The sequence below is a fragment of the Streptomyces sp. NPDC001822 genome (assembly GCF_042892135.1).
Lineage (GTDB): Bacteria > Actinomycetota > Actinomycetes > Streptomycetales > Streptomycetaceae > Streptomyces.
In genome coordinates, this window is sequence record NZ_JBIATW010000001.1 from 418,022 (window position 1) to 429,925 (window position 11,904).

Below are 11,904 nucleotides of genomic sequence, written 5' to 3' on the forward strand. Positions count from 1 at the left end.
TACCCGGCACGGCCCGGTCACGTCCTGGCGGCCCGCGCCGCCGCGCGGTCGGCCATCACCTCGCGTGCGGCCCTGCTGCCCGAGGCGAGCGCCCCCTGCACCGATCCGGTGGCCCGGTGGTCCCCGCAGACGTAACGCCCCGGAACGAAACGCGTCGTACGGCTCAGCGGCCAGGGCGGCAGCATGGCGGGGAGCGCCCCCTCCACGGTGTACGACGCGACCGGGTCCCAGACACTCGTGTCCGTGTCGTACAGCTCCGCCAGCCGGGCCCGGACCGTCGGCTCACCCCCGGGAGGCCCGCCGCCGAGGACGGACGTGGACACCAGCGCGGTGCCCGGCGGAGCGTAACCGGGGACGACCTCGGTGAGCACACAGCTGTTCAGGATGGCCAGACCACCGTCGACCACCAGGGTCGGCTCGCTCAGCGGGGAGCGTTCGGCCGCGTGGTAGTAGGTCGTCACCGTCCGGCTGCCGGGGACGGGGAGGCCGGGCAGCAGGCGCGCCGCCGCGGCGGAATCCGTGGCCACGACCACGCGGGCGGCCGTCCGTTCGCGCCCGTCCGCGAGCAGCACTCCGGAGTCCGTGATGCCGGCGACCGGCGAACCGAGCCGCAGGACACCGTCCGGCAGGCGGGCCGCGAGCTGGGCGGGCACGGCCCCGATGCCCTCGGAGGGCAGGCAGAGAGTGCCCCGGGCCATGCTGCGCCAGACGAGGTGGAGGAAGCGCGCCGAGGTCTCCAGCCCCTCTTCGAGGAACACCCCCGACAGGAACGGCCGCATCAGTTCGTCGATCGCGCGGGGCGAGAGCCCGGCGCGGACGAGCGCCTCCGCGGCGGTGCGGTCGGTCGACCGCCCCAGACGCTTCGCCGGAAGCAGCGCGTCACGTGCGGTGAGGGAGGCCAGCGCGGCCAGGTCCCGGGCCGACAGGACGCGGCCTGGCAGCAACTCCGCCGCGTCTGCGGGCCGCCGCGTGGGGTCCGTGAGGCGCACCCGCCCCGACGGGGTCCTGGCGACGAGGCCGGGGGTGAACGGCCGCAGGCGCAGTGCGCGCAGGTCGACACGGCGTTTCACCTGCGGATACGAGGTGTTGAAGACCTGGAAACCGCGGTCCAGCAGGAAGCCGTCCCTGCGGTCCGTCCGCATCCGTCCGCCCACGCCGTCGGACGCCTCCAGCAGTTCGACGCGGAGACCCGCGCGGCTGAGGTCGAGTGCGCAGGCCAGTCCCGCGAGCCCGGCGCCGACGACGAGAGCGTCCGGCGACCGCTGGTGCTGTCGGTTCGTCATCCGTGTCCCTCGGCTTGGTTCCCGCAAGGCTGACGGGTTGTCAACCCGATCACGTTCGGGGCTCCGAAGCCAGGAGCCGCCACGGAGATCCCCTCATCGTGTGACCCGTGTGCCCGCGAAGCGGGCGGTTCGTCACCCGCGCGCGGCCGCGACGGCCTCGGACGCGTAGTCCCAGAGGCGATCCGCCGCCACGGGATCCAGTGCGTGGGCCGCGACCCCGCCCGGAGTCTCCTCAGGTCCTTCGACGAGCCGCGCCTCCTGGTTGTCCTCGAAGTAGCGGCCGGTGACGCCGTCCAGGAGCGGGGAGGCGGCGAGGAGCACGGAGGTCGAGGCTCCCTGGTCCGGCTCCTTGTAATAGGGCTGGGGGATGATCTCGCCCTTCTCGTCGACGGCGCCCAGCGCACGCATGGTGTCGTCGTCGAGGTGGCGCTGGAGCCGGGTGCTGATCCACCCCGGGTTCAGGGCGTTGGCGGTGATCCCGTCGGAGGCCCATCGCCGGGCGCCCACCGCGAGCAGCACGTCGGCGGTCTTGGACTGGGCGTAGGCCGTCCAGCGGTCGTAGGGGCGGCGTTCGAACTGCGGGTCCTCGAAGTCGAAGGCCGCGGTGAGGTGCGCACCCGAGCTGACGACGACGATGCGCGCCGACCCTGACGCGCGCAGGTGGGGGTGCAGGGCCGTGGCCAGGGCGAAGTGGCCCAGGTGGTTGGTCGCGAGCTGCAGCTCCCAGCCCTCGCGGCTGAGCCGGCGCTCCGGCACGGCCATGACGCCCGCGTTGGCGACCAGGATGTCGAGCGGACCCTGCCAGGTCCCGGCGAAGGCCTCGACCGACGCCAGGTCCGAGAGATCGAGCGCGGTGGCGCGCACGGACCCGGGCCCGGGCAGGGAGTCGAGCTCACGGACCGTGGCCCCTGCGGAAGCCGGGTTCCGGGTGGCGACGGTCACGTCCGCCCCCGCGGCTGTCAGAGCCCGCACGGTCTCGGTGCCGATCCCGGAGGCTCCCCCGGTGACGACGGCACGGAGCCCGGTGAGGTCGGCGCCGTCGAGGACTTCGGCCGCTGTGGCATGGGAGTGGAACGGCGTGGTCAGTCGCTGGTGGTCTCGCACGGGAAACCCTTCCGTGTAGGAGGTGGGGAGTACCTGTCGCTTCCCGACGTTACCGACAGCGATGCGGAGCATCTATGATGTGGAATCCTGGAAACATGTTTGAACGTCCAGGAGTGGAGTGGTGATGGATCCCTTGGAAGATGTACTCGCGTTGCTGGACACACGCAGTCACCTCTCGTCGAGCCTGGTTGCCGGAGGGCGGTGGGCCCTGAACTTCGAGGCGCCGGCCGGGGTGAAGTTCAACGCCGTACGGCGCGGCGCGTGCTCCCTGGAGGTGGAGGGGGAGCGGGAGGCGATCGCCCTCGCCGCCGGGGACTGCTACCTGCTCACCCAGCCGCGTCGGTTCACCCTGCGCAGTGACCCCGGGGCCTTCGCCGTCGACGCCGAGCACGTCTTCTCCCGGGCCGAGGGCGGGGTGGCGCGGGCGGGCGACGGCTCGGACGAGGTCCTTCTCGTGGGAGGACGCTTCTCCTTCGGCGACCGGGCGCGGTCACTGCTGCTCGAAGGCCTGCCCGCGGTCGTGCACGTGCCGGCGGGCACCGCCGGTGCCGACACCCTCCAGTGGGCACTCGCGCAGATCGACCAGGAGCTCCGGCGCGGGGAGATGGCCTCGGCACTGGTGGCCGAGCACCTGGCCGTCGTCATGCTCGTCCACGTCCTGCGCGTGCACCTCGCCCGCGAGCCCCACGCGGTGTCGGGCTGGCTGGCGGGCCTCACGGACCCCGCGGTGGCAGCCGCCCTGACCTCCATGCACCGGCGTCCCGAGCACCGGTGGACCGTGGCCGAGCTCGCGGAGACGGGTGCGGTGTCCAGGTCCACCCTGGCCGCGCGCTTCAAGGACATGGTCGGCTGCGGGCCGCTCGACTACCTCACACGCTGGCGCGTCGAGCTCGCGTCCCGGCACCTGCGCGAGGACACCGGAACGATCGCCACCATCGCGCACGCGGTCGGCTACGGCTCCGAGAGCGCGCTCAGTACGGCCTTCAAGCGGGTCACCGGATCGTCGCCCCGGGACTACCGCGCCGCCTTCCGGCAGCCCCGGGGCGGGTGAACCGGGCCGCCTGCAGGCACCCGCGCGGCGACGGCCCCGGGGCCGCTCCGAGGCCACGGGTCAGGCCGTCAGACGCCCCAGCACGGCACGCATGGCCCGGTGCACCGCCTCGCGCGACGCGTCCGTGGGATCGACCGCCTCGAAACTGTGGTGGCCCTCCGGCACGTCCACCACCTCGACGTTCGCCCCGTGCCGCTCCGCCGAGTCCAGGAACTCCTCCACGGTGGCGGCGATCCCACGACTCTCCAGCCCGGCGCGCACCAGCACGACGGGCAGGTCACCGGCATGGGCGACCGCTTCCGCCGGGTACAACCCGCTCCCCACCCCGCCCCAGCCCGGCAACGGAGCCATGACCGGGTAGTTCGCCGCCAGGCAGCGCAGCCACGCCGGGGGCGCCGCCAGCCACCCGGTGCTCATGAGGCCGCTGCCCGAGAAGAACCACAGCGCGATCCGGTCCGCGTCCACCCGGGGATCCGACCGGACCAGATCCACCGCCGCCGCGACGTCCGCCGAGGCCCGCCCGTAGTCCGCCACGTCGTGCAGGCGGTGATCGACCGTCACACCCACCACGCCTTGCGCGGCCGCGTAACGGGCGTACCCGGTCATGCCCGGCCACTCCCTGGGGGTCGGGCGGACTGCCGCCGGAACGGGCCCGCCGTGCACGAACAGGACCGCCGGGCGGGGGCCCGGTGCGGAGGGGAGATGAAGATCGACGTGGGCGACCCGCTCGACGGGCGCCGCGGGCACGTCCAGCAGGAACGGACGCAGATGCGCCGGACCCCCGGAGGCGTTCGCGGGAGTGAGCCGGTGCCCCTCGCCGGCGGCGGCCCCGATCAGCGTCCGTGCCAGTTCGTCCGGGCACGACAGCATCGGCCAGTGCCCCGTGGGCAGTTCGAAGAACGTCATCCGCGGATCGGCCCATTCCCGCAGTGAGGGTTCGCCCAGATCCACCCGGCTCTGGACCAGTGCGATCCCCGCCCCGCCGGCGGTGCACAGCACGCCGGTCGAGGGGACCGGGGCGAGCGCCCCCGTCAGGCTCAGCGGCTGGAGCAGTGTGCCCAGCGGCTGAGGCACCGCCGACTCGGTGAGCCGGTCCAGGGCCGCGTCCGGGACGCCGGCGACACTGCCCCAGAGCCCCCACTCCTCACGGGCCGGGGGCGGGAGTTCGGCTGCCGCGCCCCCGCCCCCGGCCGACCGCCGCATCACCTCCTCGCGCACCTGCCGGTCGGCGACGGCGGCCAGCGCGGGAACGCCGTCCCGGGGCAGCCCCGAGTCCAGGTACACGATCCGCGCGATCGACGCGGCGCGACGGTCGGCGGCGCCCAGCACGGGATGGATGCCGTAGTCATGGCCGACCAGGACGATCTCCGCGTGCGCTGCCGGAGGGACCGGGCCGGCCTCCGCGTGCGCCTCCCGCAGGACCGAGTCGATCACCGCGACGACGTCCGCGACGTGCGACTCCAGATCGATGACCCGACCCGGCGCGGCTGGGGTCCCGCCGAGCCCGCCGAGCGGCACCGTACGGACGCCGGACCCCGCGGCGGTCAGCCGCGCCGCCGTGTCGTGCCACACGTGCGGTCCGGTGAACATGCCCGACACCAGGATGAACACGGTCATGATCTCTCCTCGGTACGCCGTCGTCCGCGGGCCGGCACACCTTCCGGCCGGCCCTCTCGCCGGTACCGTAGGAACTCCCCCAGAGGGAGGTTCAAGTGTTCTCGTCATGGGACGGTCTGTGCGGTATCGGCGAGCTCGCCCGGCGCGCGGGGGTCACCGTCAAGACGGTCCGCTTCTACTCCGACCGCGGTCTCCTGCCGGAGGCGGCCCGCAGTCCCGGCGGGCACCGCCGCTACGGCCCCGACGCCCTGGAACGGCTGCGGCTGATCCGCTCCCTGCGCACCCTGGACCTTCCCGTCTCCACCGTGCACCGCGTCCTCGGTGACGACGACCGGGGCCGGGCGGGGGGAGCGCTGGAGGAGGCGGTCGCCCGGCAGCTGGCTGAACTGGGTACACAACTCACGGCCCTGCGCTGGAGAGAGGCCGCTCTGCGCGCGGTGCAGGAGAGCCCGCCGTCCGACCGCCCCGGCCGTCTGCTGCTGATCGGAGCCGTCGCCGCGCCGCCGAACACCGCTCCTCTGGCACGGTTCTGGCGTGCGTGGCTGCCACCACGGATGCCGGCCCGGTCCGTCAGCGCCTTCCTCGACGCCGCCGTCCCGCAGCCGCCCGAGGACCCCGAACCGGCCCAGGTGCTTGCCTTCGCCCGGCTGTACGCCATGGTGTCCGGCCCCTGCGACGACGGGACGCCCACCCAGCCCCACGCGCACGCGTCGGCGGGCGCCCGGGAGTCGGCCGTGCTGTACGCGGGCCTCGCCGAGGCGTACGACCTGGCGGCGGTCCGGATGCGCGAGGGGAGGGAACCGCACGCGGGGGAGGCGCTGGAAGCGTTCGTGGACGCCTACGCGCGCGCCGGCGACGCCGCCGACACCCCGGCCTTCCGCCGGGCGCTCGCAGGGCGGCTCGCGGCGGACCCGCGCATCGACAGGTACTGGGAGCTGACGGCCGAGCTCGTCAGCGGGCACACCGACCGGCCCGAGCCGAACCCCGGCACGGCGCACGACTGGCTGCTGGCCGCCCTTCACGCCGACTCGGGGGCGCCCGCGGCCGTCCGGCGCGGCTGAGCGGGCCGCACCCTGCCGTGCGACTGCCCTCGCCCGTACCGGCGGGCTCCGGGCGGCGACCGTGGCAGCCGGGGGAGAGCGACTTCAGCGCGCTCCGACGCCCGTGACGCCAGCCCCGTCACGCCAGCCCCATCACGCCGGCCCCCGATAGGTCGTCCAGCGCCACCCGGCGGCCCGACACGGCCAGGAGGAGACCGAGCACGGGGCCCGCGGCCTCAGGCCCGGACCCGATCGCCAGATCCGTGTCGGTCGCTGTGAGGCGTACGCGCGCCACCAGCTCCTTCGCTCCGCCGAAGGACGCGGACGTGCGCGTCTGGAGCCGCAGCGCGTCGACGACGGCCGCCTGCGGATAGGCGCGCGTGAGTCCCAGGGGCCGGCGGATGTCCTCGCCGTGGACGATCTCCTCGACGAGGCGGCCGGCGAGCGGCGCCGGAGGGGTGGACGTACGCGGTGCCGCCCGGCGGAGCCGTCGCAGGGTCTCCTGCGGGGTGTCCCCGCGTTCGCGTTCCACGCCGAGGGCGTTCTGCCGGTCGAAGTCGAACCGCGCCCGCGCCAGCGAGACCACGAAACCGAGGCGCGTCGTCCGGGCGGAGTCGACGAGATGGGCCACCACGTCGTGCACGGTCCACCCCTCGCACAGCGAGGGCGTCCGCCAGCCCTCGTCGTCGAGGCCGGCCAGGTCCTCGATCAGTGCCGCTCGCTCCGCGTGCACCACGCCCCAGACCTCGTCCTTCTGCACGGCTCCTCCTCCTTCGTCGGCCTTCCTCGGCGCTACTGTCCGCCCATGGAGACCCCGGGGAGCGCGCGAACTCATCGTCCGCCGGACGCGGCGCCCCCGCGACCTCCGTCCTGCCGGCTGCCGACGCCGGGGCCGGCGGCACACCGCCCTCTAGGATGATCCCCATGCCGGACGCCGAGCCCCGCCCCGAGCCGTTCATCCAGCAGACCGCCCCCGCGGCGCTCGACGACCTGCGCGCACGACTGCGCACTACACGCTGGCCCGACAGCCCGGAGGACGCGGGGTGGTCGCAGGGCACCGACCTCGGCTGGCTCCGCGAGCTCGTCGCCTACTGGGCCGAGGAGTTCGACTGGCCCGCGCAGGAGGCAGCGCTCTCGCGGTTCCCCCGCTTCCGCGTGCCTCTGGGCGGCCTCGGGATCCACTACGTCCACGTGCGTGCGGCCGAACCCGCCCGGGGCGCGCTGCCGCTGATCCTGAGCCACGGGTGGCCCGACTCCTTCTGGCGCTACACCAAGGTCATTCCGCTCCTCACCGACCCCGGAGCGCACAGGGCCGACCCCGCCGACGCGTTCGACGTGGTCGTGCCCGACGCGCCGGGCTTCGGGTACTCCGACCGGCCCACGGACGAGCCCCTCGACTCCATCGCCGTGGCGGGCCTGTGGTCCGAGCTGATGAGCGTTCTCGGATACACCCGCTTCGGTGCGGCCGGAGGGGACATCGGCAGCCACGTGAGCCGGTACCTGGCACTCGACCACCCCGACCGCGTCGTGGCGGTCCACCGGACCGACGGCGGTCTGCCCGTCTTCAGCGGCGACCCGGCCCTCCTCACGCCCGAGGAGCGAGCCTGGATGGAGGACGTCACCGCCTGGGGAGCCACCGAGGGCGCGTACGCCGCCGTGCACCGCACGAAGCCCCAGACGGCGGCCGTCGGCCTGAACGACTCGCCCGCCGGCCTCGCCGCCTGGATCGCGGAGAAGCTCCAGGCGTGGAGCGACTGCGGCGGCCACATCGAGCGGTCCTTCACGAAGGACGAGATCCTGACGAACGTGATGCTCTACTGGCTCACCGGGACGATCGGCTCGTCGATGCGCATGTACCGCGCGAACGCCGCGATTCCGCCCGCCCAGCTCGCCCGCCGGGTAGAGGTCCCGTCCGGCTTCTCGCTCTTCGCGGGCGACATCGTCCGCCCTCCGCGGGCCTGGCTGGAACGTACGACGAACCTGGTGAGCCTGACCGAACCCGCCCGCGGCGGACACTTCGCCGCGTTCGAGGAGCCGGAGATCTACGCCGAGGAACTGCGCGCCTTCTTCCGCCCCTACCGGACCTCCGCGAAGGGCTGAACACCGCGGCGTCCACCACGCGGCGTTTCTCCCGGCCCGCCGTTCGGGGTGGTGCCGGGCGACAGGCGTCCGGCGGGAGGGTGGGTACGCGGAACGCACGGCGTTTCCCGGCCACGGATCCGGCCGGGAGACGGGGCGGAGAGCGGCGGACCATAGCGTCGCGACCGGTGGCGGGGGCCACGCCCGCGGGCCTGCCGCGCCGCAGACGGTGTGGGACTCCCCGCACCGCACGGACCGCACCCCACGGACCGCCCCACCGCGTCCAGGACGAGGCGTGTGCCCGGGGCCTCGACGAAAGGACACACGTGGTGAAGACCCGGATTGCGCGTACGGGACTCGCACTCGCCACCGCCGCGGCAGCCCTCGCCGCCACGACGACGGCCGCAGAGGCCAATTCCGGTTTCTCGGTCGAGAGATACGAGCAGATCCAGTTCGGCATGACCTTCGACGAGGTCTGGGAGATCGGCGGCGGCGAACCGGCGTGCGACACCGGTGGTGTCGTCGGTGACTCCATCCTCTGCTTCACCGAGTCGAGCGACTACGCCCCCTACGGAGGCTTCGACTTCACCGACGACGGCAAGCTGTACTCCAAGCGCAACGAGTTCCTGTACAAGCCGAAGAGCCCGTCCATCAGGCTGTCCCACTACAACAAGACCGCCCTGGGGATGAGCGAGGCCCAGGTGTGGGCAGTCGTTCCCAAGGACTCCTGTGTCGTGCAGGGACAGAGCTACGCCAACTGGCCCGCCACCACGGGCTTCGTCGAGAAGTACGCCTGCAAGGCGGCCACGGGACTCTTCCCGCCGACCGCCTACTTCGACTTCACCGACGGCCGGCTGACCTACCGCTACCAGCGCAGCCTGACCTGACGCGAGCGGTCCCGCACCGGTGGCGGCCGCCGCGTCGGCCGGCCCGTCCGGACGCCACCGGTGCGCGCGACGCCGCCCCGCCCGGTGCGCCCGCTGTGAACCGCGGCCGCACGAAGGGAGAGCACGTCGAGCGAGCCGGTGCGGGGGAGATCCGTCGAGGCGGTAAATTCGAACAATGAGCCCGATGAGCGACGTCCCCCGGACGCCGAAGGGGGAGGGGCGGCTCCTCGCCGTCAGCGACCTCCACGTAGGTATCGCGGACAACCGCCCGATCGCCGACCGGTTGCGGCCCACCACGGACGCGGACTGGCTGATCGTCGCGGGAGACGTGGCGGAGCAGGCCGAAGAGGTCGAGAAGGCGCTGGAGCAGCTGACCCGCCGCTTCGCCCATGTGGTGTGGACCCCCGGGAACCACGAACTGTGGACCGTGGACAAGGACCCGGTACGCCTGCGGGGCCGAGCGCGGTACGAGCACCTCGTACAGGTCTGCCGGGAGCTGGGGGTCACCACGCCGGAGGACCCGTACCCGCACTGGCGGGGCGCGGACGGCCCCGTCGCCGTGGCGCCCGTCTTCACGCTGTACGACTACACCTTCAGGGTCCCGGGGACGTCGACCAAGGAGGAGTCCCTGGCCCGGGCGCACGAGGCGGGCGTCGTCTGCACCGACGAATACCTCCTCCACCCCGACCCCTACCCGGCCAGGGACGACTGGTGCCGCGCCCGGGTGGCGCTCACCGAGGAGCGACTGACGGCGCACGACCCGTCCATCCCCCTCGTCATCGCAGGACACTGGCCCCTGCTGCGCGAACCGACCTCGGTCATGTGGTACCCGGAGTTCGCCCAGTGGTGCGGCACGGAACTCACCGCCGACTGGCACCGCCGTTTCAACGTCGCCGCCGTCGTGTACGGCCACCTCCACATCCCCCGGACGACGTGGTACGACGGCGTCCGGTTCGAGGAGGTCTCGATCGGCTACCCGAGGGAGTGGCGCGAACGCGGCCATCCACAGGGCCTGCTGCGGCAGATCCTCCCCTACGACGGCGAGCGGGCCCCGGCCGCACACGGAGCCGACACATGATCGAACGCCTGCTCCCCTCTTACGTCGCCTGCGCGGACACGCACATGGCGGAGGCGCCGCCCGGGAGCCTGTACCCCGAGGAAGCGCGGCTCGTGGCCCGCAGCGTGGACCGCCGCAAGCACGAGTTCGCGGCCGTACGCGTCTGCGCACGGCGGGCGATGGCCGCTCTCGGGCTGCCGCCGATGCCGGTGCTGACGGGGCACCGCGGCATACCGCTGTGGCCCGACGGAGTGATCGGCAGCATGACGCACTGCGACGGCTACCGCGCCGCGGTGCTGGGCCGGACCTCTCGGGCCCGGGCGATCGGCATCGACGCCGAACCGAACGAACCGCTCCCGTCCGACGTCTACGAGATCGTCTCGCTGCCCTCGGAACGCGCGCGGATATCCGCGGGGACCGACGGGGCGGGCGTCCACTGGGACCGGCTGCTCTTCAGCGCCAAGGAAAGCGTCTTCAAGACGTGGTTCCCGCTCACCCGCGTCGAACTCGACTTCAGCGAGGCCGACATCACCTTCCACCGCAGCCCGGGAGCCGCCGCCGAAGGCACGTTCACCGCGGAACTGCTGCGCACGGCTCCGGGGATGCCCGCGTCCTACGAGGGGCGCTGGCTGGCGGCGGAAGGGCTCGTCGTCACCGCGATCGTGCTCCCGGCGGACGGGGGCGACGCCGCCGGTTGATCACCTCAGCTCAGCGGCCGGCCGCACAGCAGGTTCCACCGGCCCGAGCGGCCGCTGAGCTCCGTGAGACTCAGGGGGGCGACGTCCAGCCGCCAGAAGGCCTCCACGGGAAGTCTCAGCGCGTGGACGAGCGCGGCCCGTACGACCGCCGGCTCCGCCACGGCCAGCAGCCGTCCGTCAGCGCCGCCCAGCGAATCCAGTGCCGTCCCCGCCCGGGCGATCAGGTCCAGCAGGGATTCACCGCCGTGGGGCGCGGCCGAGGGGTCGGCGAGCCAGGCGGACACGGCGTCCGGCTCGACCGCGCCGACGTCCGAGAGCCGCAGGCCCCGCCAGCGCCCCATGTCCCAGTCGGCGAGGACCGGTTCGGCGCGGGCCTCCACCCCCAGCGCGGCAGCGGTCCCGCCGCAGCGCCGGGACGGACTCCGCACGTGCCGGTCCGCGCCGGGCACCCCTCCTGCCGCCGCGACGGCCGCCGCCCCGCGCGCGCCGGCCTCGTCCAGGGGAGCGTCACCCTCGAACCGGGCCTCACGCAAAGCGGCGTTGACCGCAGGTGAGATCAACATCACCCGTACCGTCATGCTCCGACTCCACTCCCCGGACAGCGGGCCCGCCCCGCAGTCGCCCCATGGGAACACAGGGGTCCCGCGGACCGACAAGCTCCCCCTGCGCCATGGCGGTGGCCGAACGGCAAGCGGTATGGTCTCGGCAACCATGACGAAGGTGTGACGGAAGCCCGGTGAGAATCCGGCACGGTCGCGCCACTGTGTACCCGCCCCGCTGCGGGAAGTCAGACCCGGCACCTCGTCAACGGCACCACGACAGGGACGCGTGTTCCCACAGGAGGTTCTGCCATGGCACACTCTGCCGCCCCCACCACCGTCGCACCGGTCATCGCGCCCATATCGCTCAAGGCCCTCGCGCCGTGGGCGGTCTTCTTCGGAATCCTGATGCTCGTGCTCCTCTACTTCGTCGGTGCGGAGCAGGGCGCCACGGCGCTCATCTCCGGCGAAGGCGTGCACGAATGGGTGCACGACGGCCGTCACCTGCTCGGCTTCCCCTGCCACTGAGGGACGGGAAAGCAGGAGAGC

General features: G+C 73.4%; 12 protein-coding genes. 7 read left to right on the plus strand and 5 right to left on the minus strand.

What is annotated here, in order from left to right; translation table 11 throughout:
• Positions 1-17: 17 nt before the first annotated feature.
• Entirely contained in the window at positions 18-1,283 is a 1,266-nt protein-coding gene (locus ACFYY2_RS01910) for an NAD(P)/FAD-dependent oxidoreductase (protein WP_388735656.1), read from the minus strand.
• A 132-nt stretch (positions 1,284-1,415) separates the two neighbouring features.
• A complete protein-coding gene (locus ACFYY2_RS01915; RefSeq protein WP_388735658.1) occupies positions 1,416-2,387 on the minus strand; it encodes an SDR family NAD(P)-dependent oxidoreductase in 972 nt (323 codons plus the stop codon).
• A 124-nt stretch (positions 2,388-2,511) separates the two neighbouring features.
• Between ACFYY2_RS01915 and ACFYY2_RS01920 the strand changes: the two genes are divergently transcribed.
• Positions 2,512-3,438, plus strand: a complete 927-nt coding sequence (locus ACFYY2_RS01920; RefSeq protein ID WP_388735659.1) for a cupin domain-containing protein — start codon at positions 2,512-2,514, stop codon at positions 3,436-3,438.
• A gap of 60 nt (positions 3,439-3,498) precedes the next feature.
• Here the strand turns inward: ACFYY2_RS01920 and ACFYY2_RS01925 are convergent, their stop codons facing one another.
• Positions 3,499-5,055: an alpha/beta hydrolase gene (locus tag ACFYY2_RS01925; RefSeq protein WP_388735662.1), complete on the minus strand. Its 1,557-nt coding sequence runs from the start codon at positions 5,053-5,055 to the stop codon at positions 3,499-3,501.
• Positions 5,056-5,150: 95 nt separating this feature from the next.
• Between ACFYY2_RS01925 and ACFYY2_RS01930 the strand changes: the two genes are divergently transcribed.
• On the plus strand, positions 5,151-6,116 hold the full coding sequence (locus ACFYY2_RS01930; protein ID WP_388735664.1) for a MerR family transcriptional regulator: 966 nt from the start codon (positions 5,151-5,153) through the stop codon (positions 6,114-6,116).
• 118 nt (positions 6,117-6,234) lie between these two features.
• Here ACFYY2_RS01930 and ACFYY2_RS01935 read toward each other — a convergent pair whose 3' ends face one another.
• A complete protein-coding gene (locus ACFYY2_RS01935; RefSeq protein ID WP_388735667.1) occupies positions 6,235-6,855 on the minus strand; it encodes a maleylpyruvate isomerase family mycothiol-dependent enzyme in 621 nt (206 codons plus the stop codon).
• Positions 6,856-7,019: 164 nt separating this feature from the next.
• On the opposite strand from ACFYY2_RS01935, the gene ACFYY2_RS01940 reads away from it, so the two are divergent.
• The 4 genes from ACFYY2_RS01940 to ACFYY2_RS01955 all read left to right on the plus strand — a co-directional run bounded on the left by ACFYY2_RS01940 (position 7,020) and on the right by ACFYY2_RS01955 (position 10,816).
• Positions 7,020-8,195: an epoxide hydrolase family protein gene (locus tag ACFYY2_RS01940; RefSeq protein ID WP_388735669.1), complete on the plus strand. Its 1,176-nt coding sequence runs from the start codon at positions 7,020-7,022 to the stop codon at positions 8,193-8,195.
• A 308-nt stretch (positions 8,196-8,503) separates the two neighbouring features.
• Positions 8,504-9,061 (plus strand): BLIP family protein, encoded by a 558-nt coding sequence (locus ACFYY2_RS01945; RefSeq protein WP_388735672.1) that lies wholly within the window; start codon positions 8,504-8,506, stop codon positions 9,059-9,061.
• A 184-nt stretch (positions 9,062-9,245) separates the two neighbouring features.
• Positions 9,246-10,139 carry a metallophosphoesterase family protein gene (locus tag ACFYY2_RS01950; protein WP_388735674.1) on the plus strand — a complete coding sequence of 298 codons (894 nt, stop codon included), beginning with the start codon at positions 9,246-9,248 and terminating at the stop codon, positions 10,137-10,139.
• A complete protein-coding gene (locus ACFYY2_RS01955) occupies positions 10,136-10,816 on the plus strand; it encodes a 4'-phosphopantetheinyl transferase (protein WP_388735676.1) in 681 nt (226 codons plus the stop codon). The genes ACFYY2_RS01950 and ACFYY2_RS01955 overlap by 4 nt, the downstream gene beginning before the upstream one ends.
• A gap of 5 nt (positions 10,817-10,821) precedes the next feature.
• Here ACFYY2_RS01955 and ACFYY2_RS01960 read toward each other — a convergent pair whose 3' ends face one another.
• Positions 10,822-11,394: a histidine phosphatase family protein gene (locus ACFYY2_RS01960; protein WP_388735678.1), complete on the minus strand. Its 573-nt coding sequence runs from the start codon at positions 11,392-11,394 to the stop codon at positions 10,822-10,824.
• A gap of 273 nt (positions 11,395-11,667) precedes the next feature.
• Here ACFYY2_RS01960 and ACFYY2_RS01965 point away from each other — a divergent pair, with 273 nt between their 5' ends.
• Positions 11,668-11,883: a CbtB-domain containing protein gene (locus ACFYY2_RS01965; RefSeq protein ID WP_329042387.1), complete on the plus strand. Its 216-nt coding sequence runs from the start codon at positions 11,668-11,670 to the stop codon at positions 11,881-11,883.
• The last annotated feature ends 21 nt before the right edge of the window (positions 11,884-11,904 follow it).

Bases quoted from the DNA above. Each gene is read 5' to 3' on its own strand.
- ACFYY2_RS01910 (WP_388735656.1), bottom strand. From the start codon at position 1,283: ATGACGAACCGACAGCACCAGCGGTCGCCGGACGCTCTCGTCGTCGGC.
- ACFYY2_RS01920 (WP_388735659.1), top strand. From the start codon at position 2,512: ATGGATCCCTTGGAAGATGTACTCGCGTTGCTGGACACACGCAGTCAC.
- ACFYY2_RS01925 (WP_388735662.1), bottom strand. From the start codon at position 5,055: ATGACCGTGTTCATCCTGGTGTCGGGCATGTTCACCGGACCGCACGTG.
- ACFYY2_RS01940 (WP_388735669.1), top strand. From the start codon at position 7,020: ATGCCGGACGCCGAGCCCCGCCCCGAGCCGTTCATCCAGCAGACCGCC.
- ACFYY2_RS01950 (WP_388735674.1), top strand. From the start codon at position 9,246: ATGAGCGACGTCCCCCGGACGCCGAAGGGGGAGGGGCGGCTCCTCGCC.
- ACFYY2_RS01955 (WP_388735676.1), top strand. From the start codon at position 10,136: ATGATCGAACGCCTGCTCCCCTCTTACGTCGCCTGCGCGGACACGCAC.
- ACFYY2_RS01960 (WP_388735678.1), bottom strand. From the start codon at position 11,394: ATGACGGTACGGGTGATGTTGATCTCACCTGCGGTCAACGCCGCTTTG.
- ACFYY2_RS01965 (WP_329042387.1), top strand. From the start codon at position 11,668: ATGGCACACTCTGCCGCCCCCACCACCGTCGCACCGGTCATCGCGCCC.